This is a genomic window from Paraburkholderia caffeinilytica, assembly GCF_051027425.1.
In the GTDB taxonomy this organism is placed as follows: Bacteria; Pseudomonadota; Gammaproteobacteria; order Burkholderiales; family Burkholderiaceae; genus Paraburkholderia; species Paraburkholderia caffeinilytica_A.
In genome coordinates, this window is record NZ_CP186553.1 from 1,011,509 (window position 1) to 1,038,312 (window position 26,804).

The following is a 26,804-nucleotide window of genomic DNA, read 5'->3' on the forward strand; positions in this document are numbered from 1 at the left end:
ACGATTCTTACACAAAAAATGCTCAAGCTAAAACGCGTTGTCACGGCGGCTGCTTCGATTCCCTGCATGGCACACCTCATCGTTAATACGGAACTGAACGCGGTCTTGTAGCCGGAGGCCAGCGCGCCTTCGTGGGCACGAGCGCTCCCTGGCGTGCCCGTGGTCCGGCCGTTCTGGCTGACTGATCCCATTCGCGGCTTGCTCGTTATGGCGTGTCTCCGGTCAGGGGCCGCTGCGCGCTCGTGACCTGGGTTCATCAATAGAAAAGAAAAGGAGACAACAGCATGACTGGCCGACGAACGTTTCTGAAAGAGGCTCTCATCACCGGCACGGCTGCCGTGCTTGTGAAACCGAACGCCGGCGCTGCCCAACCTGTTACCGCGGACACGAGGCCGGCAGTGGGCAGGCCGTCCCCGGCGCTGGCCGCCGCCGAGACTCAGGCGCCTTCGCTAGACGAAGCGCCCGCGACTGACACCGCGCATATCGGCAACCCCGGTTCGGACTTCATGGTCGATCTGCTGCGGATCGCCGGCATCGACTATGTCGCGGTGATGCCGGGGTCGACCTTTCGGGGTATTCACGAATCGATCGTCAATTACGCAGGCGACACGCATCCGCAGATGATCGTTTGTACGCACGAGGAGGCGTCCGCCGCCATTGCACATGGCTATGCCAAGGTCGCGGGAAAACCGATGGCATGTCTCGTCCATAGCACGGTCGGTTTGCAGCACGCTTCGATGGCGATCTACAACGCGTGGTGCGACCGGGTGCCGGTGATGGTGCTGGCAGGCAACATTGCCGATGCCGTGAAACGTCGCCCTGGCGTGGAGTGGTATCACACGGCGCAGGATCTCGGCGCGCTGGTGCGTGACTATACGAAGTGGGACGACTATCCCGTGTCGCTTCAGCATTACGCGGAGTCGTTCCTGCGGGCTTACACGATGTCGATCACGCCGCCAATGGAGCCTGTGCTGATTGTTGTCGATGCCGAGTTGCAGGAGCAGCCGATTGCCGATCCGCACGATATCGTCGTGCCGCCGCTGCGCGAGGTTTCGCCTCCGGTGGGAAGTCCGGATGCGCTTGCCGCCGCAGCCTCGTTGCTGTGTAACGCAAAGGCGCCGGTTATCGTGGCCGATCGGGCCGTGCGGACGCAAGCGGCGATGGACACGCTCGTCAAGCTCGCGGAGTCGCTGAATGCGCCGGTCATCGATCTGCTCGCGCGGATGAACTTCCCGACTAACCACTACCTGAACCACTCTTCGCTGCAGGCGAGACTGCTCGCAGAAGCGGACGTCATCCTGGCGCTGGAAGTTGGCGACGTATGGGGGCTGACGGGAAGCGTGCCGGATACCATTAGCCGTCCATCGAAGCGGCGCGCAAAACGCGACGTGAAGGTCATCAGCATTTCCACGGCTTATCTGTATGGCAAGTCGAACATGCAGGACGCCGAGCGCTATTTCGCGCCCACGCTACCTATTGCCGGCGATGCGGAGGCGTCGCTGCCCGGCCTGCTGCACGCCGTGCAGACGACCATGACGCCGGCGCAACGTGATGGGGTTGGCGCAAGGGCGCAGCCGATGCGGCAGGCGTTCGAGAAGATGCGGAACAATGCACGCGAAGCCGCGACACGGGCCTGGGACGGCAGTCCGATTAGTACCGCGCGCCTGTCTCAGGAAGTCTGGAATGCGATCCGGCACGAGGACTGGGCGCTGGTTTCGCCGACCGGCGCGATCAGCCAGTGGCCTCAGCGGTTGTGGGATATCACCAGGACCTATCAGTTCATCGGCGCTGGGGGTGGCTACGGCGTCGGTTATGGTGCGCCCGCCGCGGTGGGCGCAGCGCTGGCGCATCGCGACGCCGGCCGCATCGCTGTCAACATCCAGACGGACGGCGATCTGATGGTTCTTCCGGGCGTGTTGTGGACCGCCGCTCACCATAGCGTGCCGTTGCTCACGGTGATGCACAACAACCGGGCCTGGCATCAGGAGACGATGCACATTCAGCGCATGGCCAGCCGCAGAGACCGGCATCCTGAACGAGGAACGATCGGCACGGTGATGCACGATCCGGCGATCGATTACGCGGCGATGGCGAAAAGCATGGGCATGTGGGCGGAAGGTCCGATCTCGAACCCGGCCGATCTCGGTCCGGCGCTTGCGCGTGCAATGGTGCAGGTAAAAAGCGGCAAGCCCGCGCTGGTGGATGTGCTGACCCAACCCAGGTAATGGAACGATCGATGAAAGCTCATTCTGGTTCAATCGTCCGCCTTGCAATGGCTGCAGCAGCGGCTGTTGGCTGTGCATGGCCGCTCCTGTCGCATGCCGATTCAGATATCGATATCGAGGCAGGGCGCGCGCTCTTCATGCAGAAAGGCTGCTTCGAATGCCACGGCATATTCGGGCAGGGCAGTATCTCGACGGGACCGGCATTGGCGCCGCATCCCATACCGCTTGCGGCGATGGAAGCCTACGTTCGTGATCCTAAAGGACAAATGCCGGTCTTTAGCGAGAAGATTCTCTCGAATGCCGAAATGTCGAAGATTCATGCGTATCTGGCTTCGCTTCCGCCGAATCGACCGGCCGATAGCATTGCGTTGTTGAGCAACGGCACGTCTTCGGGCGGTGTGCCTGGTTCGTCTATTTCCTCGAGTGCAAGCACAGGGGCGCATGGTGCATCGATCTATACAGCGAATTGTGCTGCTTGCCACGGCCTGGCCGGCGAAGGCGGAGTCGGTCCGGCGTTGATCGGCATTTCAGGCCGCTATCAAACAGCCGATATCGAAGCGCGTATCCGGCAACCGTCGGGCATCATGCCGCGCCTGTATCCGAAACCGCTGAATGCTCAGGACGTGCAAGACGTTGCGCGCTATGTGGCATCGTTGAAATGAACGGCGTACGCATGCCGGGCGCCACCCGGCATGACGATCACATGTTCACGCTTTCCCCGATTGCCTGCTCGATGATCGATAAGCCTCTATCGATTTCAGCCTCGGCAATCGTGAGCGGTGGAGCAAGGCGGAAGACGCCCCCGAATCCCGGCAACTGAACAATATTCATATGCAAGCCGAGTTCGAGGCAGCGGCGTGTGATGGCAGCGGAAAGCGCCGGCGCCGCAGCTTTCGTCGAGCGGTCGCCGACGATTTCGATTCCGAGCATCAGTCCACGTCCGCGCACGTCGCCAATACATTCGAAGCGGCCTTGCAGTGTTTCCAGACCCGCTCGCAAACGGCTGCCGATTTTCCCGGCACGCTCGACCAACCCGTCCCGCTCGATGATTTCGATGACTTTGAGGCCGACAGCGGCCGGCATTGGGTCCGACACGTGCGTCGTATAGAAGAGGAACCCCCGCTCGTGCGCCTCCTCTTCGATTTCCTGAGTCGTCAGCACGGCAGCGAGGGGAAGGCCGGCGCCTAGCGTTTTGGACAAGGTCAGGATGTCGGGCACCACGCCGTCACGCTCGCACGCGAACATGGTTCCGGTTCTGCCCATGCCGGTTTGCGCTTCGTCGACGATCAGCAGCATGCCGCGCTCGGCGCATTTCGCCTCGAGCGCTCGCATATAGCCTTGCGGCAGTTCGATCAGACCGCCCGAGCTCAGGATAGGCTCGGCGATGAACGCAGCGAGGCTGCCGCAAGACTGTCTGTCGATCAGGTCGAATGCGTAGTCGAGTTCAGCCGCCCAATCATACTCACCGTTGCGTTCGAATCGTGGCCGGTACGGATAGGGTGCCGGAATGGCAAACGACCCCACAGCGGCGGGACCGTAACCTTTGCGGCCGGCACTATAGGTGGCCGAAGCTGCACCGCCCGTCATGCCGTGCCATGATTGCGCGAAGCTGATGATTTCGTGGCGGCCGGTCACGAGCTTTGCCATCTTGATCGCTGCTTCGTTGGCTTCTCCGCCAGTGCTGAGCAGCAGAGAGCGTTCAAGTCCTGCAGGCGCAATAGCTGCGAGGCGGTTTGCCAGGTCCACTACCGGGCGCGAGAGCATCCCGCTGAAAAGGTGCGTGAGATGACGCGCGCTCTCGGCGATGACTTCGGCGATTTCCGGATGAGAGTGGCCGAGCACGGCGCTCATCTGCCCCGACGTGAAGTCGAGTATCGCGCGGCCGCTGGAGTCGTACACGTTGCTGCCGCTGGCCCGCTCGATTATGACCGGCGAGAATGTCCCACCGTAGCGGATCAGGTGCCGCTGAGCGTTTGACCAGAAGTCCCGATCGGTTTGTGCTGACATGACGGTGTCCAGAGTGACGGGCGGGAGTGCCGGAACTCAATGTAAGCGAACCACGCCGGCTGCGGGAAACGAAAAGTTGTGATGCCTGCCATTCAAGGAGTTGATGCCCATGTCGCAGCTGGATTTCGATTTGCTCCGGACGTTTGTCGCGATAGCGGATGCCGGATCGCTCACGCGCGCGGCGGCGGAAGTTGGCCGCACGCAATCCGCGATCAGCATGCAGCTCAAGAGGATCGAAGAGGTTGTCGACGGCGCGGTGCTGGTGCGTACCGCACGCGGTGTGGAACTGACGTCGCGCGGCGACCGGCTGCTGTCGCACGCGCGAAGGCTGCTGCGGGCATACGACGAGGCGCTGGTCGACGTGACCGGCCGAGGGCTCGTCGGTTCGATTCGGCTCGGATGTCCCGAGGACTATTGCACCGAGTTTCTTCCGGCCGTGCTGCACGCGATAGCGCTACAGCATCCGCGGGTCGCGCTGGAAGTCGTCTGTGCGCCTACGCCCTTGCTCGAAAAAATGCTCGATGCACGCCGCGTCGATGTGGCATTGGTATCGCTCGCGCCGGAGGGGAACCTGGAGCGGGTGATCCGGTGGGAAGATCTGGTGTGGATCGCATCGCAAGACTTTTACCCGCCAAGCGATAGCCCGCTGCAAATCGCCTTGTCAGTTCCGGAAACGCTGGACCATCAGGCGGCGCGGCGTGTGCTGGAAGGTGCCAATACTCGTTACCGTGTGGCTTACGAGAGTGTCAGCAAAGATGGTCTGCTGGCAATCGTAAGGGCGGGCATTGCGGTCGCCGTGTTGACGAGAGGCGCTGTTCCCGCGGATTTGCGGATCATGCCCGTTGGAGAAATCTTCCCGCCGCTTCCCCGTGTTGGCATTGCGGTCGTTTCGTCCTCGGGGACGGCCGATTCGCTCCTTGTGGAGAGGGTGAAGGACCTCATGATTCGTACCTTGAGAACGATGCCGTCGCCTGGCAGTTAGTCTCGTCAGACATCGTTCTAGCAAAAGCAACGATCCATTGCGATCGTGGAGATATGCGCATAGCCATCGCGGACGTAGCATCCGTATCGAATCTTCATTTCAGAAGGTCGTCATGGATCGCTACAGGATGCTTCCGCTGTTGGGTTGCATCCTGACAGGCGCCCTTCACAACTCATCGATTCAAAAGGGCTGACCATGCAACGTCCAACGACTGAAGACGCATTGAAGGATGTCGTCGTAACCCATTCGCTTGACCCGGAGGATGGTGCGATCGTCGCCGCCACGCGAGCCATGGCGAGTTCCATGAAAGGTGCATTGAGAGGAATCGAAGCGCGCGCACCGTTCGATGCCATGATGGAAGGCGTTTTGCCACGCGATGACGTGACTTTCGAATCCGACACGGTTGGCGGTATCCCGGGGCTCTGGGTTCATCCCGTGCAGCGTCGATCTGACGAGGCGATTCTTCATCTGCACGCCGGATGGTTTAGCCTGGGAACGGCCAAAGCATTTCGTCACCTCGTCGGGCATATCGCCGCGAGGGCGGGGGCGAGCGCATTTATCCCGGACTATCGGCTCGCTCCCGAGCATCCTTTTCCTGCGGCCGTCGACGACGTGCTGGCGTGTTACCGCGGACTCGAGGAAAGGGGTATTCGCCGGATTGCCGTCACGGGTGACTCCGCCGGAGGCAATCTTGCACTGGTACTCGCCGCATGCATCGGCGGCGAAGCTGTCTCAGACGACGCGATGCTGGTGGGTGTGGCCGCACTGTCGCCGGTGACCGATTTGACGCTCTCGGGCGAGTCCTACCTCACGCGAGCGGATGCCGATCCGTATTTCACGCTCCCGCAGGTGGCGCAACTGGTGCGCTCCTATCTGGGAAGCGCGGACCCGAAGTTTCCGCTGGCGTCGCCACTCCATGCACCGGTTGCCGGTTTGCCACCCGTACGCATCCACGTCGGAGACGACGAAGTATTGCTCGACGATTCGCTCAGATATGTCGAGCGTGCCGTTGGCGCCGGAACCGATGCCCGCCTCGATGTCTGGATGGGGATGCCGCATGGATTCGCCGGCAGCATCGGCAGGTTGAAGGCGTCAGCACAGGCGCTGGACGCCATCGGCCTGTTTCTCACCGAGAAGCTGTTGGCAGGCGCGGACCCGCATACGCCACGCTGAAACCAGGGCGAAAGACAAGCTCGCCGCCGGCGCCCACGCTAACGCTGCAGGTTCAAACCTTCGCAACCTGAAACGAGCGCGTCGAGCAAGTGGCGGACAGCCGGAACCATGCCTCGGCGCGTCGGGAAAATCGCATGGACGAGGCCCGGCGTGCTGGCCAGACCTGGCAGCAGGTGCTGCAGGCGGCCGGCCTGAATATCGGCCTCAACCAGCTCTCTGGGCAGCATGGCCAGGCCGGCGCCGGATATCGCCGCAGTCCGCAGGCTGGCCAGGTCGTCGGTCGCGAGACGCGGCTGATGTGCCCATGACGTCACGTGTCCCTCAACGTCCACCAGGTTCCAGACAAATCGCTCGCTGCTGCTGGCCATGGAGAGCGTGGGCCACTCCTTCACCGATTCGATCGAACTGGGCGCCGGATGGCGTGCGGCCAATTCAGGACTGGCAACCAGAATGTGGATCGACAAACCCAACTGGCGGACGGCGAGATCGGTATTCTCCAGCGGCGGCAGCCTGACGCGGATGGCAAAGTCCAGGCCTTCCTCAACGACATCCACGCGGCGGTTGGTGGCATCCAGCAGAACCTGGACTTCGGGGTTGTCCTGCACGTATCGCGCGATGATCGTGGAGATGCCGGACTCCAGTAAGGCCACGGGGCACGCGATACGGATGGTGCCCTGCGGCCTCGAGCGCGTGCGATCCACGATGTCTTTGGCGGCCTTGGCTTCTTCCACCAGCGCAAGGCAATGCTGGTGGAACTGCCGGCCGGTTTCCGTCAAGGACAGACTTCGGCTGGTGCGATTGAGCAGGCGGACGCCAAGTTCTTCTTCCAGCGCGCGAATCCGCCGGCTGAGTTTCGACGTCTGCAAACCGAGGCTGCGCGCGGCCGCCGTGTAGCTGCCATGCTCGACCACCTCGACGAAGAGCCGAAGATCATTGAGGTCAGTGATTGCGTTCATGAGCAGACTTCAACTCCTTCTGATCGTTCTATACAGCGCAACGATGCGTTCCAGTGTGGGATCTATGCGCACAGTCGTTGCAAATATAGCATTCGTCTCACCACTTGAACCAGCGCCGAATCCGGCGGGTCGCGCAGGTGGCAAGCGTCGCATTTGCGATTGCGGGAAACGGAGACGGACATGCTCACACACAGGCGTTGGGAATCATTGGATAGGGCGGACCTTGGCTGGCTGCGCGCGAAACATCATTTCGCGATCAACGCCGACGGTAATCCCGCGCACGCGGCCCTAGGCCCTCTGATTGTCTGGAACGACGACGAGATCGCCGTTGGCAGCGGTTTCCCCATGCACGGCCACCGTGACATGGAAATCATCACCTACGTGCGCCAGGGCCTGCTCGGGCATCGAGACACCCTGGGATCCGAGGGAACGATCCACACAGGCGATGTCCAGGTCATGAGCGCCGGCAAGGGCATACGTCACGCCGAGTTCAACCGGGGCGATGTGCCACTCAAGCTTTATCAGATATGGCTGCTCCCTCGCGAAGCCGGCGGTGAACCCGCGTGGGATACCAAGCCGTTTCCTAAAAGCGACCGGTCCGGGCGCTTCGTTGTCCTTGCCAGCGGGTTCGCCGGCGATGAAAGCGCACTTCCTATTCGTGCCGATGCGCGTGTGCTCGGCGCGATGCTAAAGGCAGGCGAAAGCGTTCGATACGAATTGAGTCCGGCGCGCCGCGCCTATCTCGTCGTTGCCTCCGGACGCATCGAAGTCAATGGCGAGCCCGTTGGGCCGCTGGATGGCGTGGCGATCACGAATGTCGCCGCGGCACAGATTTCCGCTGTTGAAGCTTCAGAGCTGGTGATGGTGGACGCCGGCTAATTTCCTTTTTCGTCTTCCACCTTCGTCAATTCATTTCTGGAGAGTGTCATGGAACGTTTTAAATTTCTTCCGTTGTTAGGCCGCATTCTGATCGGTGCGCCGTTTGTGATGAGCGGGCTGGGCAAGCTCGCAGCGTATGGTGCGACGGTGGGTTACATCGCGGCCATGGGGCTGCCCGTGCCGCCACTTGCGTTCGTTCTTGCCGTACTGACCGAACTGGGCGGCGGCCTGTTGTTGTTGTCGGGCTATCGGGCTCGCACCGTATCGCTGGCGATGGCGGTGTTCTGTGTGGTCACGGCGATTTTCTTTCACCACAACTTTGCCGATCAGAACCAGATGATTCACTTCCTCAAGAACGTGATGATGGCGGGCGGTCTCCTGCAAATCACCTGGTTCGGTGCCGGCGCGTTCAGCCTGGATGCGCTCGCTGGCCGGGTCGCCTTGCGCGCTTCTCCGCTGAAGGTGAGCTAGGAAGATGATCTCGTCGAGACGATCGCCCGCCTGATCCGGTGTTCGATCGTCTCTTCGTGATGTTTCCCCGTTGTCCGTGTATCCGTGGGAGTCAACACCATGTCTTTCGAAACGATTCCGTCGAGCGTCAATTCGCTCAGTTCTGCACAAGATGAAGCAGTGTCCGATATGCACGCTGTCGACCAACCCTCAGCTCCATTGCGGAGCCACAGAGCGATAGTCACGCGAACCGCTGGCCGGCAACACGGTCCTGTGAAGCGGCTCGTCAGTCCATCGGACCTTGGCGAGGTGCTGAAGCCTTTTGTCTTTCTCGACTATTTCGATAACTCGATGAAAGCCGACATGCGGTTCTCCATGCACCCTCATTCCGGCCTCGCCACGACGACCGTGCTGCTGGAAGGTGAAGTTGCCTATGAAGACACGACGGGGGCATCGGGCATCATGCCGTCCGGCGGTGTCGAGTGGATGAATGCGGGTAGGGGCGTATGGCATGACGGTCAGGCCCGAGGCGATGGGCCGGTGCGCGGCTATCAGTTGTGGGTCGCCTTGCCACCCGAGCTCGAATTAGGCGCACCGCATAGCCAGTATTTATCTGCGAGCGAAATTCCTCGCACCGGTCCGGCCCGCGTTATCCTGGGGCGCTATGGAAACGCAGAGAGCCCGATACCCGCGCCCCGAGGCATCAACTACCTGCTTGTGCGGCTTTCGGCCGGCGAGCAATGGCAGTACACGCCGCCAGCCGGCCACACTGTCGCCTGGCTAGCGGTTCAACGCGGCGCACTACGCGTAGCCGGCGAATCTGTCGCTAACGAGGTAGTCGTGTTTGCCGAGTCCGAAGATGTTCTGGCATTCACGGCCAGTGAAGATTCGGAGTTCGTCATCGGCTCGGCAGTCCCACATCCGCACGATCTCGTGCTTGGCTACTACTCGGTTCATACGTCACCGGAAGCGTTGCGTGTGGGGGAAGCCAGGATCGCGGAGATTGGGGCGCAACTGCGTCGCCGCGGCCGCATCGGGTAATGCTCCTGAAGCGGTTTCGACACGATGCGAAGACTCTATCGGGAACCCCTCATGCAAAACGTCCAGATTGGGAACGCGGCCATTCCGGCCATCGATTTCGGCACTTACGGAATGCGCGCCGACGACATTTATCGCGTCATTCCCGCAGCGCTTCGTGCCGGCTTCCGTCATATCGACACCGCGCAGATCTACCGTAACGAGAGCGAAATCGGCGAGTGCGTCGTTGCTTCCGGTGTTCCAAGAAGCGAGATCTTTTTGACGACCAAGGTCTGGGTGAGCAACTACTCAGAGCGATTTTTCGAAGCGTCTGTCGACGAGAGCCTTCGAAAGCTCAAGACAGACTATATCGACCTGCTCCTGCTGCACTGGCCAGGATCGGACGTGCCGCTGGCCGAGCAGATCGCAGGACTCATCGCAGTTGCACGTGCGGGCAAGGTTCGGCATATCGGCGTCAGCAATTTCAATCGCGCGCTGATGACGGAATCGATTCGACTTTCCGCGGTTCCTCTCGTGACGAATCAGTTCGAATACCATCCGTATCTGAATCAGTCTTTGCTTATCGAAGACACGCTGCAGGCGGGGCTTGCAGTGACGGGGTACTGTGGCATGGCGGTTGGCCGTGTCTTTTCGGACCCAACGCTCAAGGAAATCGCGGCCCATCATGACAGAACCATCGCGCAGATCGTTTTGCGGTGGCTTGTTCAGCAGCGCGGGGTTGTTGCGCTTTCGAGAACCACCCGGATCGATCGACTGGCGCAGAACCTGGCGGTATTCGACTTCGAGCTGGATAGCGCGGACATGACGGCGATATACGCGTTGGCGACGGCAGACAGCCGAATTGTCAATCCGCCCGGACTCGCCCCGGTGTGGGACAGTACGGGCGTTTGACTGTTTGACTATGTCTGGTTGTCCGGCAATTCCCGCACGCACCGGAATCCCGCATACACATACTGATAATGCGGCTGAAACCAGTTCCGGAAGGCCGGCCGCAGCATGCATTGCGCAGTGCGCGCCGAACCGCCTTTGATCACGTAGTGCTGCCCGTCGAAAAAGTTGGCGGAGTAGCCCGGGTAAAACGGAAACGCTTCAAACCCCGGCAATGCGTCGAACACCGTGGCGGTCCACTCCCAGCCATTGCCGAATTGACCTTCCACGCCGAACGCGCTGACGTTGTCCGGATACGCGTCGACCGGCTGCGGATCCCAGCTGCGAAAATCGAAATTGCCCGACATCGCATGCGGGGCGCCGTGCGCCGCGCGTTGCCATTGTGCTTCGCTAGGCAGAGTTTTGCCGGCCCAGCGCGCGTAGGCGCTGGCTTCGGCATGACTCACATACGCGGGCCAGTCGAGCGGCAGCGGCACTTCGTCGAACATGGTGCGCAGCATCCACGCGCTGGCTTGATCGCTTCCGGTTTGCTGCGACCAGCCGGCGGGGTGTTCGATATGCTCGGCTTCCTTCCAGGCCCAATCTTTGACCGTCCACCATCTCGGTTCGCGGTAGCCGCCGGCCTCGATGAACGCGCGAAATTCGCCGTTCGTCACCATGTGCCGGTCGATCTCGAATGCCGGCACCTCGACACGCATTTCGCCGAACTCGTTGTCCCACCCAAAACGGCCACTTTCGCGCGACATGCCGAGCACCGTTGCGCCAGCCGGCACGCTGACCATCGACGGCAACGACGCGACGCGCTCAGCGCGCGTGAACACCGGTTCCCGCAACCCGCCGACCTTCTGCGCAAGCGGCAACTGATGCAGCATGTACGCGAGCGTTTCCGCATGCATCAGCCGATGCTCGATCGCGACGTTCAGCAACTGCTCGGCCGCGTCAGCCTGAGCGCCCTCGCGGCCGACACGCGCCGCGTCGCTCAGTGCGTCGAGTTCGCGGTCGATCTGCTCGCGGGCGCGCCGCGCGTAGTCGCGTATGGCCTCGAGCGACGGCCAGTCGCCGGGTTGATCGGTCGGAAAACCGCCGTCGACCGGATCGATACCGAAAGCGAACAGCTGGTCGAGGTGCGGATCGAACGCCGGCAGATCGCACAGGCGCTGGTCGAAAAGATTACGGTCGAAAGCTTCCAGATGGCCGACGTAAAACACGATCCGGTGGCGCTCACGGATCGGCCGGTCATACAGAAACTCGGGTTTGACAATGGAAAACAGGGCGTCGGTCACTTGACGCGCGTCGATCAGACGCTGAACGAGCGGGTGATGCGGGGCGGGGTCGCGATTCATTTCGCCGGGTCTCCTTGCGGGGGACGGACTAAAGACTGTACCCGCTCGCAGGAGCCATGCCAAGGCGAATGCGCGCTAAAAAACAGATGGACGGGGACGTGGCTGCGCGGGCCAGGTCCGGCGCACGTGGTTTACACCTTCTGCAAGCCTTCCAGATCGACGATCCGGATGTGTTTGCCTTGTGTGTCGATCAGGCCGCGCTTTTGAAATCTTGACAGGGTACGGCTCACGGTTTCGAGCGTCATGCCGAGGTAGCTACCCATGTCCTCGCGTGTCATGCGCAAGTTGAATTCCGCCGATGAATAGCCGCGTTGGGCGTTGCGCTCCGAGACGTCGAGCAGGAATGCCGCCACGCGTTCGTCCGCTGAAAGTGAGCCGAGGACCATCATCTGCCCGGCTTCGCGGACGATCTGCTCGCCCAGCAGTTTGTGCAAGCGGTCCTGCATCGAACTGATTTCGCGGCACAGGGACTTGAGGGCGGGGTAGGGGACGATGCAAACGGTGCTGTCTTCAAGGGCGACGGCGCTGCAGGCATGCACATCTTCGCTGATGCCGTCGAGGCCGAGGGCTTCGCCGGCAAGGCGCAACCCGGTGACCTGTTCGCGGCCGTCACGGTGCGCCATGACGGTTTTCAGAGAGCCGGAACGCACGGCGTAAATATTGTCGAAGCGGTCGCCGCTGCGATACAGCGCTTCGCCGCGCAGCACCGAGCGCGCGCTGCAAATGAGGGCTTCGAGTTTGCCTAGTTCGTCAGGCGAGAGGCCTTGTGGCATGCAGAGCGCCCGCATCGAACAGCTCGAGCAGCGAGCGGCGGTGCGCGCGGTTGCCCTCACCGGTAAGGCACGACGGCTGCCACGTGCCGGCGACGAATTCAGCGTGGAATCGGCGGCGCCGGTGGAGCGAGTCATTACGGTAGGAGTAAGCATGTTCTGCAGCCATTTGTCAGGGTAACAACTGATTGTCCCACCGCCCACGCCCCCGGTTTAGCGACAAAATGACGCGTTCGCGCGGTTAGGCATCTTGCGCGATGTCACCCTGCCGTTACTGCTTGTGGTTATGGACTGCTATGCATCGTACTGAACGTGTACTGCCCGTATTTTGAAGATAGGGTTCTGCGCGCGCCGCCTCAATGCGGCCAGGCACACGCAGTTGCCGCAGTTGCAATATGCGTCACCCGGCGTTCAGGCTTCTTCGCTTACCTTGCCCGCCGCGGACGGAATCAGCAGTACGGGCAAGGTCGCCTGACGCACGCAGCGCTCTGCGACGCTGCCGAGTATCAGGCGCTGAAAACCACGCCGGCCATGCGTGCCCATCACCAGCAGATCGGCGTTGAAGTCGGCGGCAGCTTTTAGCACGACCGCCGAAACGTCGTCGAGCGAGGAGGCTTCGCCCACTGCGAGTTCGCCCTTGACACCTTGCGCCGCCATGGCAACGGCGAATTCCGCGCCGAGTTCTTTGCCCTGTTCGACGAGGCGGTTACGCAGAATGGAGGGGTCGTAGCCAGGCGCTTCGAAATACATCGGCGTGTTTTCGACGACGTAGAGCGGCTGCATGATGGCGCCGCTGGATTTCGCGAGTGCGAGCGCTGCTTCGAATGCACGGCGCGAGGTGTTGCTGCCATCGACCGCTACAAGAATGCGTGTGTACATATCGACTCCGCGTCTGAAGGATTCGGGTGCCGCGGCCGTTGCGCCAGGCCGGGCTTATTGGCGATTTATTACCGGTGCGAGCTTAAATGATCGCTGAAAAAAGTGCATCCGGTCTGGATGTAAATCAAACACTTGTCAAATTTTGTGATGAGGGCGCTCTACACGGAAACTGCCGTACAGCATGTGTTTGCGGCATTCCTGTTAAGCCGACGTGCCGATATCGAATCAAGATGGGGTCAGATTTGCCTTACAATCAAAACCTACTCAGACAAGCTGCTTCGGCACCGCTGATGAACGAGCGCAAAACAACGGGCTTGCCCGACAGGATCTACGGCGACATCCTCAATCGCATTCTCGAAGGCGAATACAAGGAAGGCGAGCGGTTGCCTACCGAGCATGCGCTGGCCGAGCGTTTTGCGACGTCACGGCCGACTGTGCGCGAGGCCTTGGCGCGCTTGCGGGCGGACGGCATCATCATGACGCGTCACGGCTCGGGCACGACGGTCGCACGGCGGCCGGACCCGGATGTGCGCCGTTTCGCGCCGCTCGAAACCTTGTCCGACATCCGTCGCTGCTATGAATTTCGCATCGTGACCGAAGCCGGCGCGGCGGAGCAGGCCGCACTCAAGGCCGACGCCGACGACATCGCCGCGATCCAGCACGCGTGGGATCAGTTGGAACGCATCATCGAAACCCGAGGCATTGGCGCGCAGGACGATTTCATGTTTCACCTGGCGGTGGCGCGTGCCTCGAAGAACCCGTTTTTCATCACGGTCATGTCGTTCATCGAGGAACAGATTCTGTTCAGCATGAACCTGTCACGTAATCTGTCGCTCGTGAAGACGGTGGAGCGGCAACGGCTCGTGCAGGCCGAACATCTGGCCGTGCTCGAGGCGATCCGCCGCAAGGACGGCCCCGCTGCGGGGAGGGCGATGCGAGCGCATCTCGAGAATGCGCTCGAGCGGATGTTCGGTTCCTGATAGTCTGCCCGGGTCGTCGGTCGGGGCGCAGCTATCGGGTAAGCGCTGCCGGTTTGTAGCAGCCCGGCAATCGCGATCGAGTCCGAAGCCGCCGGTTCGCTGTGGCTGGGCAAACGGCGGTCGGTAATTGGCAATCGGGCAACCGGCAACCGGCTAGCCGCGAAATCACCCAACCGGCGGCCGCGAAATCGGCAACCGGGCAACCGCACCCACAGCCCGGCTCCAATCTCGCGTCCACGCGTCAGGCAGCGGCCGCCATCGGCCCGAACAGGGCGGTGCGAGTTTTCGGACTGACGGCGATATCCAGCGCCACCGCACGCTCCACGCCGATCTGCAGAGGCGATCCGAGCCGGCTAATGTCGATCCCGGTTTTGCGCAGCAGGCGTTCGATCGGCGTGGTGGTCACCGTGACGTAACGCGTGATGCCCATGCGGTCGGCGAACGTCACGAGCTCGTGAATTGCCTGCATCGTCAGGTCGGCAAAGCCGAACGACTGCTCCTCGCCGCTGGTTTCGATCGCGAACCGGCTTAGCTCCCAGATATGCCGCCCGACCGGTGCGTCCGCGCCGTGCAGCAATTGCGGGAAGGTGTCTTTCAGCATGTTCGGCCCCTCTGTCGGCATCAGACGCCAACAGCCCCGGACGTGCCGGTCGTCGCCTTGAATCAGCATGTAGTGCGGCCCGAGGGCGTCGTAGCCGTCGATCTCCATGCCCGCGATGGTTGGGATGTCCCACCCGAGCCGCCCGTGAAACACCCGCGCCCGCAGGCGGTACATCTCGTTGATGTCTGCATTGTCAAATTCCTGCCGCATTCCAATCCGGATCGCTGTTTGCATGACGTTCTCCTGAACGTGTTGGGGTACCCAATACGCAAGAAAACTTATGCATTTTGAATCTTTCTGCCACCTACCTACCTGGATAGGTGTGCATGCTTATCGGATAACGCAGAATTCGAGACAAGCTTCAGCCCTCAACCGACGGGACACAAAAATGGAACTTCTCGAAAACCACTGGCAAGCGCAACCCGCGGTCCAAATCCGCCCGGCAGAGCCGTCATCGGCGGTGGATCGTGTTCTGATCATTGCCTACCGCAAAAAGAAGAAGGAAAGCCAGCGCCGCTTCTGGGCACGCTTTGGCGTGACGCAGTCGCGTGGCAGCCGGTTTGAATCGGGTGCCGAGATTCCGGCGCCGGTGTCGATCCTGCTGGGCCTCTATTTCACCAAAACCGTTTCCGACGCCGATCTGGGCCGGGCCGAGCGGGTGCTGTACAGCCGCGACGCCGCCGCCTTGCTCAACCCGGGTCAATAAGCCCCAACTGCGCGGCGATCACGGCCGCCGCGCGCCGCGAATTCACACCGAATTTCGTCCTGATGTTTTTCATATGGAAGTTCACCACGGCTTCCGAGCAACTCAGGATGTGGGAGATTTCCCAGGTGGATTTGCCGCGCGCGGTCCATTTAAGACATTCGCGTTCGCGCGGCGTGAGCTTGGGCAATAAAGTCTGAGTGTGCGTATTCAAATGGCGCTGACTGGTATCGATTACCAGATCGCGCAATAACACCAGATTTGGCAGTGCAACATTGACGTGGCGCCAGAATGCCTCAGTCGGATTGTTGTCATTGACGAAGCACATCATGCCGGCTTCCTGGTTCGGTCCATGAATCGGCAACGTCACACCGGCGCGCAGGCCATGGGCGCGCGCTTCCTCGTACATCGATTGCTGCGGTGCGGTCGTAAAAATGTCCGGCGACCAGATCAGCGGCGTCGCGCGCGTCGCGCAATGCGAGACAGTCGGGTCGATATGCACGAGCCCCTGCTCGTCATAAGTGCGCCGCCACGCCGGCGCGTAGGTGCTCCGCACATAGGCATCTTCAAGGCGAATGGTCGGGCGCGGCAGCATGGCGATCAAAAGCCTCTCGAAGCCCCACGAGTCGGCCAGACCTGCGATCGCACCGAACCATTCCGCTTCATCCGCGGCGTTCAGTAGCGGCGCCATCTCCTCGATAAAATGTAGCGACAATTTAGCTCTCGTAGGCTCGCAAACATCCCGTTGCGGTTAATTGCGGTACGGAAATCCGCCCGGCTTTTTTTATCTTCACAATCTATCACTAAAAATTATTTCACAAGCCGAGAGTGATTTCTAAAGAGGCCACCCAGCGCCGGTTCTGCAAAGAAGCGAACCAATTGCCCTTTATATCGGATTTCTTCGATCTGGATAACATTCACGGGTCGATAAAATGGGTAATTTTCGCGTGACAGCGGTTTTGATGCATTAGATTGGCACATTATTGTCAAACCACTTCGAATGGCCCGGTGTGTCGAATTCCGGGCGAAGCGATAACGCTTTCCTGCCGCCCGAAACCCGGCGCGACGAAATCTCGCTGATCCGGGTGCCGACAATGCGGTTATGTTCTCGAAGATTGCCGGCATGGGGCCGATTTTTCCGCTTCCCGGTTCGACGCCGCTCGAACATCGTGCGAAGATCGATCATGCGACGCAGGTTCTGTTTGTATCCGAGCGTCAGTTTGCGCAGAAGCCCACACCGCATTGAGGTCGATGGCGCGCGCTTGCGCCGCATGCCGGCATGCAGGACGCCGCGCATTCCGGCCTGCTTTCCCCATCAGCTTCCTTTACTCAAAGCATACGCATGACCGACACCAGCCGACGCTATCCCGACCCCTCCATTCGCTTGCTCGATCCGCGCTTCAAGTCGCTGATTCTCGCGTCCGCTTCCGTCGAGTGTCTGTATCAGGGCGCGCGCTGGTCGGAAGGGCCGGTCTGGTTCGGCGACGGCCGCTATCTGCTGTGGAGCGACATTCCCAACGACCGTATCCTGCGCTGGGACGAAACCAGCGGTGCGGTGAGCACGTTTCGCCAGTCGTCGAACAATGCGAATGGCCATACGCGTGACCGCCAGGGCCGCCTCGTTAGCTGCGAGCACCTGACGCGGCGTGTCACGCGCACCGAGTATGACGGTTCGATTACCGTGCTCGCCGACCGTTATCGCGGCAAGCGCTTCAATTCGCCGAATGATGTGATCGTGAAGTCGGACGGTTCGATCTGGTTCAGCGATCCCACCTTCGGCATCGACGGCTTTTATGAGGGCGAACGGCAGGAGTCGGAATTGCCAGCGTGCGTATACCGCATCGACGGCCAATCCGGCGAAGTGACGATGGTCGCCGACGACGTGCTGGGCCCGAACGGCCTCGCGTTTTCACCGGACGAGTCGGTGCTGTACGTCGTCGAATCGCGCGGCATACCGCGCAAGATTCGTGCGTTCGACGTCGACGTCGCAAACAATGGCGCCGTGCTGTCGAACAACCGCGTGCTGATCGACGCCGGCCCGGGCACGCCGGACGGCTTTCGCGTCGACACACACGGCAATCTCTGGTGCGGCTGGGGTATGGGTACCGACGAACTCGACGGCGTGCGCGTCTTCACGCCGCAAGGCGAGCCGATCGGCCATATCGCGTTGCCCGAGCGCTGTGCGAACGTGTGCTTCGGCGGGCGTCATCGCAACCGGTTGTTTATGGCGGCAAGCCACGGCTTGTATTCGCTGTATGTGAATACGCAGGGCGTTCAGGGCGGGTGAGTGCGCCCGGGCTGATCATGCAGCGTACGCACAAGTTGCCTGACAACATGCCGCCGTACTCGCTTGCCGACTTCGGGTTTGCCCTCGGATAAAGCGCACAAATCATTGAGCCATAAGGCTTAACAGTCGTACTCCCCCGATTTCCCGAGCAAAGCGCCGCAGCGAGTATTTGCTTGACATCGGCAGTTACGCTTCGCTATGTTGCATTGGTTGAGTGACACCGCCAGCAGCGCATCTGACCGGCGGACTTCCATACCAAGAAGCGAGGAGACGCAATGACTGTTTCAGGCAGGTTGGCGCTCAGGCTGGTGTCCGTATGTTTCGCGGCAAGCGCCGCATGGATGTCCGCAGCGCACGCGGCCGATCCGGTCACGCTCAATATCGTCGACGTGGCCGGCGACCTTCAACTCACGCAGAAGGGTTTCGAAGCCTTCAAGGCGAAGTATCCGAATCTCGTCGCCAATCTCACGTTCACCAACGCGCCCGCACCGCAGTTGCCCGGCAAGATCAAGGCGATGCAGGCCGCGGGCCGCTCCGACATCGATCTCGTGCTGACCGGCACCGACGCACTGGCTGCCGGCATCGAACAGAATCTCTGGATGAAACTGCTGCCGGACAATGCGGTGGCGTTCCCAGGCGTGCTCGACAAATACGCGCCCGGCCCGCGCAAGATGCAGGACCTCGCGCAAGGCTTCGGTCTTGAAGTCGCTTATATGCCGGCAGGTCCACTGCTCGAATACAACCCCGCCAAAGTCAGCGATCCGCCGAAAACGCCCGAGCAACTTCTGCAATGGTGCAAGGCGCATCCGGACAAGCTGATCTACGCGCGGCCGGCAAACTCCGGCCCGGGCCGCACATTCCTGATGGGTTTGCCGTACGTGCTCGGCGATAAAGATCCACAAGATCCAATTCACGGCTGGGACAAGACGTGGGCCTTCCTCAAGCAACTGAACGATTGCATTCCTTACTATCCTGGCGGCACGTCGGCGGTCATGAAAGAGCTCGGCGAGGGCACGCGCGACATGACCGTGACCGTCACGGGCTGGGACATCAATCCGCGCGCGCTTGGCATCGTGCCGGCGGAATTTCGCGTGCAGGCCTTCGACAACATGACGTGGGTGAACGACGCGCACTACATGGTGATTCCGAAGGGCGTGCCGAAGGAAAAACTCGACGTGCTCTACAAGCTGATGAATTTCATGCTCGAGCCGGCGCAACAGGCCATGACCTACGACGACGGCTATTTCTATCCCGGTCCCGCGATCAAGGGCGTGAGCATCGAACAGGCGCCCGCGCACAGCCAGGATGTGCTGAAGAAATACGGCCGGCCGGAGTACGCGAAGCTGCTGGCCGAGCGTCCGCATGTTTTGCCGCTGAATGCGACCGCGATGGTCGCGGCTTTCAAGAAATGGGACAGCGACGTCGGCGCGCAAAAGACCAAGTAGGCGCTGAATGAATCCGCGCGCCCGGTCGCTCGGTCAACCGGGATTCGCGTGTCGTGCATGCGGGAATCGGTGTGAAGCGTCACCCGCATCCGCCCGATTGGACGTTCGCGATTCATGTGCCACGTGTATCAGGAAACCGCCGCGAAGCGTCACGCGCATCCGCCCCGATCGGGCTTTCGCGATGCAAGCCTCGCGTATCAGGAAACCGTCATGAAGCATCACTTTGAACAGCTGCGGCTCGATTCGGTGAGCCGCAGTTTCACGAATGCGGAAGGTCACGCGGTCGCGGCGTTGCAAGGCCTCGATCTGAATATCCGGCGCGGCGAGTTCATTGCATTGCTCGGACCTTCGGGTTGCGGCAAATCGACTGCGCTCAATTGCATCGCCGGCTTGCAGCCGTTGAGCGGTGGCGGCATCTGGCTCGACGACAAACGCATCGACGTGTTGCCGCCGGAAAAGCGCGGTTTCGGCATGGTGTTCCAGAGCTACGCGCTGTTTCCGCACATGAGCGTGCTCGACAACGTCGGCTTCGGATTGAAGATGCGTGGCGTCGGTAAGAGCGAGGCCATGCGCCGGGCGCGTGAAGCATTGCAGCTCGTGCAACTGGTCGGGCATGAACGCAAACTGCCTGGACAGCTTTCCGGCGGTCAGCAACAGCGCGTGGCGATCGCACGGGCGATCGTGATCGAACCGCCGCTGATTCTGATGGACGAACCGCTGTCGAATCTCGATACGAAACTGCGCATCGAAATGCGCGCCGAAATTCGCCGCATCCATAGCCAGCTCGAACGCGCGACGCTTTACGTGACGCACGATCAGGATGAAGCGCTTTCCATGGCCGATCGCATCGTCGTGATGAGAGAAGGGGTGGTGCAGCAGGTCGGCACGCCGAAAGAGGTCTACACACGGCCGCAGAATTTGCATGTCGCGCGCTTCATGGGCTATCGAAACGTAGCCGAGTTCACGCTCGAAGGCACGCAGGGCGATGGCGTCGCGGTGAGCGCGAACGGCGTGCGTCTAGTCGGCACGCCGATGGCCGGTTTCAACGGCAAGCGCGTGAGCGTCGCGCTGCGTCCCGAGGATATGGAGCGTGCGGCACCTGGCACGGAAAACGCGTTCGACGCCCTGGTGACAACAGTCGAATACGGCGGCCACGATTCATTGCTGCGGGTGAAGACCGCGTTCGGCGACTTGTGGGCACGCATCGGTGGCGAATTCGAAGAGGGCGAGCGCATCAGCCTGCGTGTGCCGCCGTCACGCACGCTCGTCTATGACGCAGAGGCGGCATGAACACGCCCACGCTGCCGCCGCCACCCGTACCATTCGCGCCGCGCGACGCCAAAGCGTGGCTGGTCGCGCCAGCGTTGATCTTCATCGTGGCGCTGTTCATCTATCCGTTTGCGTATGGTTTGGTGTTGTCGTTCCAGCCGATGAACGGCGGCGGCCTATGGGCCAACTACCTGACGTTCTTCACCGACAGGTCGATGTGGCCGACCATTCTCGTCACGCTCAAGCTCGCAGTGCCGGCGACGCTGATCAATGTGGGCGTGTCGGTTCCCGTGGCGTTCGCGCTGCGCCGCAACTCGCCCTATCAGAAGCTCATCACGACGCTGCTGGTGATCCCCGTCACGCTCGGCACCGTGCTGATCGCCGACGGCATGCTCACGTACTTTGGCCCGAACGGCTGGTTTCCGCAGGCATTGCAAGGCCTGCATCTCTACACCGATGAAGTGCGTCTGACGCACAACTTCTGGGGCGTGCTGATTTCGCTGATCGTATCGGGTTTTCCGTTCGCGTTTCTGCTGACGCTGTCTTATGTGACAGGTATCGATCCGACGCTTGCCAGTGCTGCCGCCACGCTCGGCGCGAGCCCGTGGCAGCAGTTTCGCCGCATCTATTTGCCGCTGCTGGTGCCGGGTCTGACCATGGCCGCGTGTTTATCTTTCGTGCAGGCGTTCTCGGTGTTTCCATCCGCGGTGCTGCTCGGTGCGCCCGCGGGTCCGACGCGCGTGATGTCGATCGCCGCGGCCGAAGCCGCGTTCGAAAGCTATGACTATTCGCTCGCCTCGGCGATCGCGATGGTGATGGGCTTCGTGCAGCTGCTGGTGGTTGCCGCCATGCTGGGCGCGCGCCGCTTCTTCTACCGCGGTCCGGTGACGGGAGGCAAAGGCTGATGGCTAGCGATCGTCACACCGCGCATTCTTCGTGGTCCGCATCCGCATCGAACGAAAACAACGACGGCGCGCAGCGACCCGGCAAGCGCATGAAGCAGCGCGCCAGTGTGCCGGGCCGCATCTGGCACGTGCTGGTGTGGGGCGCGATGGTGTTTTTCCTCGTCAACGTCGTCTTGCTGATTGCGACCGTCGCGGTGAATTCGGTGGCGACGCGCTGGTTCGGCACCTTGTTGCCGCAAGGCTTTACGCTGCATTGGTATGCGCAGGCGTGGAGCGATTTCCAGTTGGCCAGCGTGTTGTGGGTGACCATCGAAGTGGTCGGCGCGGTGGTGGTGTTGTCGGTCGTGCTCGGCGTGCCCGCGGCGTATGCGCTTGCCCGCGTGCAGTTTCCCGGCAAGCGCATGGCGATGCTGATTTTCTTGTTGCCTTTGATGGTGCCGCCCGTGACGTACGGCATTCCGATGGCGACCGTGATGTACAAGGTCGGCCTTGCCGGCACGCTCGCGGGCGTGATCCTTGCGAACCTTGTGCCGGCGCTGCCGTTCGTGATTCTGGTGATGACGCCGTTCATCGAACAGATCGATCCCAATCTCGAAGCGGCGGCGCGCATTTTCGGCGCTAACACGTTTCGCTATTTCCGTTACGTGCTGCTGCCTTTACTGGTGCCCGGCATGCTGGCGGCCGGGCTGCTGGTGCTGGTGCGCACCATCGGCATGTTCGAGCTGACATTTTTTACAGCGGGGCCCGCGACGCAAACGCTGGTGGTCGCCCTGTACTACGCCGTATTTTCGACCGGCGTGCGCGCCCCGCAATCGATCGATGCGATGGCGATGATTTACATGGCGATCACGCTGGTCTGGGTGCTGATTGCACTGCAATTCGTGAGCCCTACGCAGATCGTGTCGCGCGTGAAGGAGCAGAAGCACTGAGGCAATGCGGGGCGCCTTGGGTGCCCCGCATTGGCCCGGGTGAGGGCACAGCTACGGATTCCGCGGAAGTTGCCTCTAAAGGGCCTGCGCGACCTCAATACCCCACGCGATACACCCGGCCCGTTTGCGCGCCTTCCACGCTGCGCAGGTAGGCTTGTGCGGCACGTTCGGCGCTCACCGGTTCGAAGCCGCGGAAGTAGGGCCCAAAAGCATCGAGCGATTCGGTCAGTACCGTGGGGCTCACCACGTTGATGCGAATGCCGCGCGGCAACTCGATCGCGGCGCCGCGCACGAAACCTTCCAGGGCCAGATTGACGGTGGTTGCGTTCGCGCCTTCCCGAATCGGCTCGTCGCCGACAATGCCGCTCGTCAGCGTAAACGAACCGCCGTCGTTCACGTAGCGCGTGGCGCCCAGCACCACATTGATCTGACCCATCAGCTTGTCGCGCAGGCCGACCCAGAACTGCTCGGCGCTCATCTCAGGCAATGGGCCGAAATGCAGCTTGCCGGTGGTGGTGACGATGCCGTCGACCTTGCCGATCTCGCCAAAGAGGCGCTCGATGCTGGCCGGGTCGGTGCTGTCGACACGGTACTGGCCGCGCGTCGCACCCACCTCGATCACTTCATGGCGTGCTTTCAAGGCCTTACTCACAGCCTGGCCGACCGTTCCGGTTGCGCCTATCACGACAATCTTTTTCATCTGCTGCTCCGTTTGAGATTCGATGCGGTCGATTGTGTCGGCGTTCGGCGGGCGGAAAAAGCCTGTTCGGCTTGCAGGTCCTGCAACCCTGAGTTTCTAATCCGTCACGAAACGCGCGCCGTCATTCAAACGGCGCGCACTTTGAAATGGACTGATTATTCGGCTCGGGCGGCGTAATTCAAACAAATGCGCGCGGCGCGAATAGTTACTTCGACCGGTGTAATTCGATCACGCGGGTGGGCCGCAAATGATTAAGGGCGTAGTGAATGCGTCCGCGTTCGCGACGGCTGCGGATCGGGCGCGGGTCGTCGAACAGATCGTCCGTTGAATCGACGCCCTGTGGCTCGACCATGCCTTTGTCGATGACCGTGTAGCCCGGTTCGAGCGCCAGCAGCAGATGATTGCCGCCAACCCGGCTGTCGAAGCCGGCCATGCCGTCGTGCGCCTCCGGCACGCTGTTGACGAGGCTTGCGTTGCTCGTGGTGATCTCGTCGGGCGAGATCGGGCTGTGACCGGCGATGCGGGCGGCCTCGAGATTTTTGCCGTCGGTGTCGACCGTGCTGTCGTGGGTGCGGTCGTTATGCAATTCCGTCGTGATCGGGCCGGTGGTGCCCGGCTGCTTGCTAGCGTCTGCTGGCTTGTTGATATCGCTGTTCATCATGCATTCTCCCTTGAAGAGGACATGGTTGAAGTGCAGCAAAATCCGTTCCGCCTGGCACAACGCAGGCATAAAGCAGGCATAACTTCTTCATGCGTGTGAGTGGACCTGCGCTTGCGCCGCAGTTGCTCACGCAGTTATGCACAGTGACATATGCGGGCATTTCACCTGGCGATCGCGTCCAGGATTTTTTTCGCTTTTTTTAATGGACGCCCATTTTCTACAGAGTATGATCTTACTCCGACGAGCAAAGCGCGGTTAAATTGACGACATGCGTCCGGCTGTTTTTACGTGGCCGACAAAGAACAGACGCGCACTACTCAAAACATCTTACGGGGCCGTCAGGGCGGATGACACATGCACTTCGATGCTGCATTCACACATCGCGGCTACTTGCTGAATTGCGCGCCGGCGCGCGCGTGCGATGGCACTTGGCAACCTTATGTGGTGATCTCCCGCTCGAGCGACGGCGAACTGGTTGCCAACCGCTTTTTCCCCACCGACTTGCGTTTTCCTGACGAAGCCACTGCCATCGCGCACGCACGTGACTGGGCGGTGCGCTGGATCGATGCGAGCAGCGTGACCATCTGAGGCGCATCCGCGATGCGCGGGCCGGCATGTCGGACCGCTGCGCGAACGGCGGCAAAACGCGGTAATCTCTTGGGACAATCACTCTGAACCGTGCCTGTCGCATGGTGCTGTCCTTTTATGCCTAACGTGCCTTCCCAAAACTGGGGTCTTGAACAGATCGTCGCGGATTTGCGTGCGTCGCGTGAAGAATTGCATCGCACGCGGCATCCGCTTGGCATTCGCGAGCTGCCGTCGCGCGAGGCGGTGATTGACATTGTCACCGGCTTACGCGCGGCGCTATTCCCCACGCACTATGGCGCCCCCGACCTCACTGACGAAACGGTCGACTACTACGTCGGCCACACGCTTGAGAGCACGTTGCGGTTGCTCGCCGAACAGATTCGCCGCGCCTTGCGATTTTTGCCCGAATTCGGCGAAACACCTGATGCGGATCTGAAGGAGCGCGCGTTCGACATCGCGCGCGAATTCGGCACGCAGTTGCCCGCCATTCGGGCGCTGCTGGTCAGCGATATTCAGGCCGCTTTCACGGGCGACCCGGCGGCGCAGCACATCACGGAAATTCTGCTGTGTTATCCGGGGGTGTGGGCCATGACGCACCATCGTCTTGCGCACGCGCTGCATCGCCTCGGCGTGCCCCTGCTCGCGCGTTTCATCAACGAGATCGCGCACTCGGCGACCGGCATTGATATTCACCCGGGCGCGACCATCGGTCCGAGCTTTTTTATCGACCACGGCACGGGCGTCGTGATCGGCGAGACCGCGATCATTGGTGAGCGCGTGCGCGTCTACCAGGCCGTGACGCTCGGCGCGAAGAGCTTCGCTGCGGACCTCGACGGCACGTTGGTCAAGGGCAATGCGCGCCATCCGATCGTTGAAGACGACGTCGTGATTTATGCCGGCGCGACGATCCTCGGCCGCGTGACCATCGGACGCGGCTCGGTGATCGGCGGCAATGTGTGGCTGACGCATAGTGTGCCGCCGGGCAGCAGTGTCTCGCAAGGCAAGATCCGCGAAGGCGAGCGTACGGACGAGGGGCGTGGTGGATGAGCGGGCTGGCGCGCTGCAATTCTGCACAGGGATCGCTGCGTAATTCGTGGAGCGTTTCACGGTGCGCTTCTCCGTCTGCTTTGCCGGATATGCCGCAATGCAACTTGCCGCGCATGTTCGCTCGCGTGGCGCCGCGCACGTCGCCGAATGTTGCGCCGCGCAGAATGCTCCTTAACTTCTGAGAGACGAACTCATGTTGCGCGGCCGCATCCACATGCCTCGTTGCGCGATTGCCGGCGTCGAAGCGACGGTGGCGGAAACGGCGCATTCGTTTCCGCGCCATTCGCACGACCGCTTCGGCGTGGGCGTGATCGTTGCAGGCGGGCATCGCTCGTCGAGCGGGCGTGGTGTGGTTGAAGCGCGGGCGAGCGACGCGATCATGGTGAATCCGGGAGAAGTACACGACGGCAGCCCGCTCGACGAGCGCGGACGTGCATGGCGCATGTTGTACTTCGAGCCGTCGATGCTGACCGACCTCGCCATCGAGTTAAATGATGTGACCACACGAGAGATCGAACTAACGCAACCGGTGGTACACGACCCCTTGCTGAAGGTGTTATTCGAGCGCCTGTTCGCGATATCGGTGGAAGCGCAAACCGTGCCGGACGATCTGGTGCGAGAGGAGGCGATGCTCGAGTTGCTGGGGTATCTGATACGAACTCACGCTACCACGCATGCACGTTCGCGACTGACGCAGTCGTCGGGTCCGATTGCACGAGCGAGGGCCCGCATTGACGACGACCCATCGTCACCGCTCACGCTAACCGATCTTGCCGCCGAGACCGGCATGAGCCGATTTCAGCTCCTGCGGGGCTTCGCCCACGAGATGGGGTTACCACCGCACGCATACAGGATGCAGCGCCGGGTGGCACTAGCGAGGCAGTTTATCGCGCACGGCGCGACGTTGGCAGACGCGGCAGCCGCCGCGGGCTTCGCCGACCAGAGCCACATGACCCGAGCATTCGTCCGATTGCAGGGAATCACCCCCGCCAACTACGCGTCGGCGACCCGACCATAACCCACACGAGTAAGAAGTCCCGCCGTCGCGCGCAGCGCGCCCGAAAGCACGAAGACCTTACCGACCAGAACTCGACGGCCG

28 protein-coding genes are annotated in these 26,804 nt (G+C 61.4%); 18 read left to right on the forward strand and 10 right to left on the reverse strand.

Translation table 11 applies throughout. From position 1 onward, the window contains the following. The first annotated feature begins 284 nt into the window (after window positions 1-284). Window positions 285-2,225 (forward strand): thiamine pyrophosphate-binding protein, encoded by a 1,941-nt coding sequence (locus ACOSV0_RS25015; RefSeq protein ID WP_434114663.1) that lies wholly within the window; start codon window positions 285-287, stop codon window positions 2,223-2,225. A gap of 11 nt (window positions 2,226-2,236) precedes the next feature. Beyond that, window positions 2,237-2,887, forward strand: a complete 651-nt coding sequence (locus tag ACOSV0_RS25020; RefSeq protein ID WP_434114665.1) for a c-type cytochrome — start codon at window positions 2,237-2,239, stop codon at window positions 2,885-2,887. 37 nt (window positions 2,888-2,924) lie between these two features. Here ACOSV0_RS25020 and ACOSV0_RS25025 read toward each other — a convergent pair whose 3' ends face one another. Beyond that, window positions 2,925-4,232 (reverse strand): aspartate aminotransferase family protein, encoded by a 1,308-nt coding sequence (locus tag ACOSV0_RS25025; protein WP_434114667.1) that lies wholly within the window; start codon window positions 4,230-4,232, stop codon window positions 2,925-2,927. A gap of 109 nt (window positions 4,233-4,341) precedes the next feature. On the opposite strand from ACOSV0_RS25025, the gene ACOSV0_RS25030 reads away from it, so the two are divergent. Together ACOSV0_RS25030 and ACOSV0_RS25035 are read left to right on the forward strand one after the other, a co-directional pair. Continuing rightward, a complete protein-coding gene (locus ACOSV0_RS25030) occupies window positions 4,342-5,214 on the forward strand; it encodes a LysR family transcriptional regulator (protein WP_434114668.1) in 873 nt (290 codons plus the stop codon). A gap of 195 nt (window positions 5,215-5,409) precedes the next feature. Beyond that, window positions 5,410-6,387 carry an alpha/beta hydrolase gene (locus tag ACOSV0_RS25035; protein ID WP_434114670.1) on the forward strand — a complete coding sequence of 326 codons (978 nt, stop codon included), beginning with the start codon at window positions 5,410-5,412 and terminating at the stop codon, window positions 6,385-6,387. A gap of 38 nt (window positions 6,388-6,425) precedes the next feature. Here ACOSV0_RS25035 and ACOSV0_RS25040 read toward each other — a convergent pair whose 3' ends face one another. Next, window positions 6,426-7,343: a LysR substrate-binding domain-containing protein gene (locus ACOSV0_RS25040; protein WP_434114671.1), complete on the reverse strand. Its 918-nt coding sequence runs from the start codon at window positions 7,341-7,343 to the stop codon at window positions 6,426-6,428. Window positions 7,344-7,523: 180 nt separating this feature from the next. On the opposite strand from ACOSV0_RS25040, the gene ACOSV0_RS25045 reads away from it, so the two are divergent. The 4 genes from ACOSV0_RS25045 to ACOSV0_RS25060 all read left to right on the forward strand — a co-directional run bounded on the left by ACOSV0_RS25045 (window position 7,524) and on the right by ACOSV0_RS25060 (window position 10,601). Then, the gene (locus tag ACOSV0_RS25045; protein WP_434114672.1) at window positions 7,524-8,222 is read left to right on the forward strand and encodes a pirin family protein; all 699 of its coding nucleotides are present in this window, start codon (window positions 7,524-7,526) and stop codon (window positions 8,220-8,222) included. Between the two features lie 48 nt (window positions 8,223-8,270). Further along, on the forward strand, window positions 8,271-8,693 hold the full coding sequence (locus ACOSV0_RS25050; RefSeq protein ID WP_434114673.1) for a DoxX family protein: 423 nt from the start codon (window positions 8,271-8,273) through the stop codon (window positions 8,691-8,693). 252 nt (window positions 8,694-8,945) lie between these two features. Continuing rightward, entirely contained in the window at window positions 8,946-9,713 is a 768-nt protein-coding gene (locus tag ACOSV0_RS25055) for a pirin family protein (protein ID WP_434114674.1), read from the forward strand. Between the two features lie 51 nt (window positions 9,714-9,764). Beyond that, a complete protein-coding gene (locus ACOSV0_RS25060) occupies window positions 9,765-10,601 on the forward strand; it encodes an aldo/keto reductase (protein WP_434114676.1) in 837 nt (278 codons plus the stop codon). Window positions 10,602-10,609: 8 nt separating this feature from the next. Here ACOSV0_RS25060 and ACOSV0_RS25065 read toward each other — a convergent pair whose 3' ends face one another. The 3 genes from ACOSV0_RS25065 to ACOSV0_RS25075 all read right to left on the reverse strand — a co-directional run bounded on the left by ACOSV0_RS25065 (window position 10,610) and on the right by ACOSV0_RS25075 (window position 13,590). Then, window positions 10,610-11,941, reverse strand: a complete 1,332-nt coding sequence (locus tag ACOSV0_RS25065) for an SUMF1/EgtB/PvdO family nonheme iron enzyme (protein ID WP_434114678.1) — start codon at window positions 11,939-11,941, stop codon at window positions 10,610-10,612. A gap of 131 nt (window positions 11,942-12,072) precedes the next feature. Next, the gene (locus ACOSV0_RS25070) at window positions 12,073-12,729 is read right to left on the reverse strand and encodes a helix-turn-helix domain-containing protein (RefSeq protein WP_434116124.1); all 657 of its coding nucleotides are present in this window, start codon (window positions 12,727-12,729) and stop codon (window positions 12,073-12,075) included. A 393-nt stretch (window positions 12,730-13,122) separates the two neighbouring features. Beyond that, entirely contained in the window at window positions 13,123-13,590 is a 468-nt protein-coding gene (locus ACOSV0_RS25075; protein ID WP_434114679.1) for a universal stress protein, read from the reverse strand. A gap of 290 nt (window positions 13,591-13,880) precedes the next feature. On the opposite strand from ACOSV0_RS25075, the gene ACOSV0_RS25080 reads away from it, so the two are divergent. After that, window positions 13,881-14,570: a FadR/GntR family transcriptional regulator gene (locus tag ACOSV0_RS25080; protein ID WP_434114681.1), complete on the forward strand. Its 690-nt coding sequence runs from the start codon at window positions 13,881-13,883 to the stop codon at window positions 14,568-14,570. A 241-nt stretch (window positions 14,571-14,811) separates the two neighbouring features. Here the strand turns inward: ACOSV0_RS25080 and ACOSV0_RS25085 are convergent, their stop codons facing one another. Continuing rightward, window positions 14,812-15,405 (reverse strand): acyl-homoserine-lactone synthase, encoded by a 594-nt coding sequence (locus ACOSV0_RS25085; protein WP_093637295.1) that lies wholly within the window; start codon window positions 15,403-15,405, stop codon window positions 14,812-14,814. A 154-nt stretch (window positions 15,406-15,559) separates the two neighbouring features. On the opposite strand from ACOSV0_RS25085, the gene ACOSV0_RS25090 reads away from it, so the two are divergent. Continuing rightward, entirely contained in the window at window positions 15,560-15,877 is a 318-nt protein-coding gene (locus tag ACOSV0_RS25090) for an XRE family transcriptional regulator (RefSeq protein WP_434114682.1), read from the forward strand. On the opposite strand, the gene ACOSV0_RS25095 is transcribed toward ACOSV0_RS25090, so the two are convergent. Further along, a complete protein-coding gene (locus ACOSV0_RS25095) occupies window positions 15,861-16,565 on the reverse strand; it encodes a helix-turn-helix transcriptional regulator (RefSeq protein WP_434116126.1) in 705 nt (234 codons plus the stop codon). The genes ACOSV0_RS25090 and ACOSV0_RS25095 overlap by 17 nt on opposite strands. A gap of 276 nt (window positions 16,566-16,841) precedes the next feature. Further along, window positions 16,842-17,171: a hypothetical protein gene (locus ACOSV0_RS25100; RefSeq protein ID WP_434114683.1), complete on the reverse strand. Its 330-nt coding sequence runs from the start codon at window positions 17,169-17,171 to the stop codon at window positions 16,842-16,844. A 45-nt stretch (window positions 17,172-17,216) separates the two neighbouring features. On the opposite strand from ACOSV0_RS25100, the gene ACOSV0_RS25105 reads away from it, so the two are divergent. The 5 genes from ACOSV0_RS25105 (at window position 17,217) to ACOSV0_RS25125 (ending at window position 22,709) form a co-directional block, all read left to right on the forward strand. Next, window positions 17,217-18,161: an SMP-30/gluconolactonase/LRE family protein gene (locus ACOSV0_RS25105; protein WP_434114685.1), complete on the forward strand. Its 945-nt coding sequence runs from the start codon at window positions 17,217-17,219 to the stop codon at window positions 18,159-18,161. A gap of 275 nt (window positions 18,162-18,436) precedes the next feature. Beyond that, window positions 18,437-19,606, forward strand: a complete 1,170-nt coding sequence (locus ACOSV0_RS25110; protein ID WP_434114686.1) for an extracellular solute-binding protein — start codon at window positions 18,437-18,439, stop codon at window positions 19,604-19,606. Between the two features lie 210 nt (window positions 19,607-19,816). Then, entirely contained in the window at window positions 19,817-20,896 is a 1,080-nt protein-coding gene (locus tag ACOSV0_RS25115; protein ID WP_434114688.1) for an ABC transporter ATP-binding protein, read from the forward strand. Continuing rightward, the gene (locus ACOSV0_RS25120) at window positions 20,893-21,780 is read left to right on the forward strand and encodes an ABC transporter permease (RefSeq protein ID WP_434114690.1); all 888 of its coding nucleotides are present in this window, start codon (window positions 20,893-20,895) and stop codon (window positions 21,778-21,780) included. Before ACOSV0_RS25115 ends, ACOSV0_RS25120 begins: the two co-directional genes overlap by 4 nt. Then, the gene (locus ACOSV0_RS25125; protein WP_434114692.1) at window positions 21,780-22,709 is read left to right on the forward strand and encodes an ABC transporter permease; all 930 of its coding nucleotides are present in this window, start codon (window positions 21,780-21,782) and stop codon (window positions 22,707-22,709) included. The genes ACOSV0_RS25120 and ACOSV0_RS25125 overlap by 1 nt, the downstream gene beginning before the upstream one ends. Before the next feature lie 94 nt (window positions 22,710-22,803). On the opposite strand, the gene ACOSV0_RS25130 is transcribed toward ACOSV0_RS25125, so the two are convergent. Both ACOSV0_RS25130 and ACOSV0_RS25135 read right to left on the reverse strand, forming a co-directional pair. Beyond that, window positions 22,804-23,409 carry a short chain dehydrogenase gene (locus tag ACOSV0_RS25130; protein WP_434114694.1) on the reverse strand — a complete coding sequence of 202 codons (606 nt, stop codon included), beginning with the start codon at window positions 23,407-23,409 and terminating at the stop codon, window positions 22,804-22,806. Between the two features lie 205 nt (window positions 23,410-23,614). Further along, window positions 23,615-24,067 carry a DUF3005 domain-containing protein gene (locus ACOSV0_RS25135; RefSeq protein ID WP_434116128.1) on the reverse strand — a complete coding sequence of 151 codons (453 nt, stop codon included), beginning with the start codon at window positions 24,065-24,067 and terminating at the stop codon, window positions 23,615-23,617. 357 nt (window positions 24,068-24,424) lie between these two features. On the opposite strand from ACOSV0_RS25135, the gene ACOSV0_RS25140 reads away from it, so the two are divergent. The 3 genes from ACOSV0_RS25140 (at window position 24,425) to ACOSV0_RS25150 (ending at window position 26,723) form a co-directional block, all read left to right on the forward strand. After that, window positions 24,425-24,658: a hypothetical protein gene (locus ACOSV0_RS25140; RefSeq protein WP_154559118.1), complete on the forward strand. Its 234-nt coding sequence runs from the start codon at window positions 24,425-24,427 to the stop codon at window positions 24,656-24,658. 117 nt (window positions 24,659-24,775) lie between these two features. Further along, a complete protein-coding gene (gene epsC / locus ACOSV0_RS25145) occupies window positions 24,776-25,705 on the forward strand; it encodes a serine O-acetyltransferase EpsC (RefSeq protein WP_434114696.1) in 930 nt (309 codons plus the stop codon). Between the two features lie 193 nt (window positions 25,706-25,898). Beyond that, window positions 25,899-26,723 (forward strand): AraC family ligand binding domain-containing protein, encoded by an 825-nt coding sequence (locus ACOSV0_RS25150; RefSeq protein WP_434114698.1) that lies wholly within the window; start codon window positions 25,899-25,901, stop codon window positions 26,721-26,723. The last annotated feature ends 81 nt before the right edge of the window (window positions 26,724-26,804 follow it).

Excerpts from the sequence above, each read along its gene's own strand:
- ACOSV0_RS25015 (WP_434114663.1), top strand. The coding sequence starts at position 285 with ATGACTGGCCGACGAACGTTTCTGAAAGAGGCTCTCATCACCGGCACG.
- ACOSV0_RS25020 (WP_434114665.1), top strand. The coding sequence starts at position 2,237 with ATGAAAGCTCATTCTGGTTCAATCGTCCGCCTTGCAATGGCTGCAGCA.
- ACOSV0_RS25025 (WP_434114667.1), bottom strand. The coding sequence starts at position 4,232 with ATGTCAGCACAAACCGATCGGGACTTCTGGTCAAACGCTCAGCGGCAC.
- ACOSV0_RS25030 (WP_434114668.1), top strand. The coding sequence starts at position 4,342 with ATGTCGCAGCTGGATTTCGATTTGCTCCGGACGTTTGTCGCGATAGCG.
- ACOSV0_RS25035 (WP_434114670.1), top strand. The coding sequence starts at position 5,410 with ATGCAACGTCCAACGACTGAAGACGCATTGAAGGATGTCGTCGTAACC.
- ACOSV0_RS25040 (WP_434114671.1), bottom strand. The coding sequence starts at position 7,343 with ATGAACGCAATCACTGACCTCAATGATCTTCGGCTCTTCGTCGAGGTG.
- ACOSV0_RS25045 (WP_434114672.1), top strand. The coding sequence starts at position 7,524 with ATGCTCACACACAGGCGTTGGGAATCATTGGATAGGGCGGACCTTGGC.
- ACOSV0_RS25050 (WP_434114673.1), top strand. The coding sequence starts at position 8,271 with ATGGAACGTTTTAAATTTCTTCCGTTGTTAGGCCGCATTCTGATCGGT.
- ACOSV0_RS25060 (WP_434114676.1), top strand. The coding sequence starts at position 9,765 with ATGCAAAACGTCCAGATTGGGAACGCGGCCATTCCGGCCATCGATTTC.
- ACOSV0_RS25065 (WP_434114678.1), bottom strand. The coding sequence starts at position 11,941 with ATGAATCGCGACCCCGCCCCGCATCACCCGCTCGTTCAGCGTCTGATC.
- ACOSV0_RS25070 (WP_434116124.1), bottom strand. The coding sequence starts at position 12,729 with ATGCGGGCGCTCTGCATGCCACAAGGCCTCTCGCCTGACGAACTAGGC.
- ACOSV0_RS25075 (WP_434114679.1), bottom strand. The coding sequence starts at position 13,590 with ATGTACACACGCATTCTTGTAGCGGTCGATGGCAGCAACACCTCGCGC.
- ACOSV0_RS25080 (WP_434114681.1), top strand. The coding sequence starts at position 13,881 with ATGAACGAGCGCAAAACAACGGGCTTGCCCGACAGGATCTACGGCGAC.
- ACOSV0_RS25085 (WP_093637295.1), bottom strand. The coding sequence starts at position 15,405 with ATGCAAACAGCGATCCGGATTGGAATGCGGCAGGAATTTGACAATGCA.
- ACOSV0_RS25090 (WP_434114682.1), top strand. The coding sequence starts at position 15,560 with ATGGAACTTCTCGAAAACCACTGGCAAGCGCAACCCGCGGTCCAAATC.
- ACOSV0_RS25095 (WP_434116126.1), bottom strand. The coding sequence starts at position 16,565 with ATGGCGCCGCTACTGAACGCCGCGGATGAAGCGGAATGGTTCGGTGCG.
- ACOSV0_RS25100 (WP_434114683.1), bottom strand. The coding sequence starts at position 17,171 with ATGCGCGGCGTCCTGCATGCCGGCATGCGGCGCAAGCGCGCGCCATCG.
- ACOSV0_RS25105 (WP_434114685.1), top strand. The coding sequence starts at position 17,217 with ATGACCGACACCAGCCGACGCTATCCCGACCCCTCCATTCGCTTGCTC.
- ACOSV0_RS25110 (WP_434114686.1), top strand. The coding sequence starts at position 18,437 with ATGACTGTTTCAGGCAGGTTGGCGCTCAGGCTGGTGTCCGTATGTTTC.
- ACOSV0_RS25115 (WP_434114688.1), top strand. The coding sequence starts at position 19,817 with ATGAAGCATCACTTTGAACAGCTGCGGCTCGATTCGGTGAGCCGCAGT.
- ACOSV0_RS25120 (WP_434114690.1), top strand. The coding sequence starts at position 20,893 with ATGAACACGCCCACGCTGCCGCCGCCACCCGTACCATTCGCGCCGCGC.
- ACOSV0_RS25125 (WP_434114692.1), top strand. The coding sequence starts at position 21,780 with ATGGCTAGCGATCGTCACACCGCGCATTCTTCGTGGTCCGCATCCGCA.
- ACOSV0_RS25130 (WP_434114694.1), bottom strand. The coding sequence starts at position 23,409 with ATGAAAAAGATTGTCGTGATAGGCGCAACCGGAACGGTCGGCCAGGCT.
- ACOSV0_RS25135 (WP_434116128.1), bottom strand. The coding sequence starts at position 24,067 with ATGAACAGCGATATCAACAAGCCAGCAGACGCTAGCAAGCAGCCGGGC.
- ACOSV0_RS25140 (WP_154559118.1), top strand. The coding sequence starts at position 24,425 with ATGCACTTCGATGCTGCATTCACACATCGCGGCTACTTGCTGAATTGC.
- epsC (WP_434114696.1), top strand. The coding sequence starts at position 24,776 with ATGCCTAACGTGCCTTCCCAAAACTGGGGTCTTGAACAGATCGTCGCG.
- ACOSV0_RS25150 (WP_434114698.1), top strand. The coding sequence starts at position 25,899 with ATGTTGCGCGGCCGCATCCACATGCCTCGTTGCGCGATTGCCGGCGTC.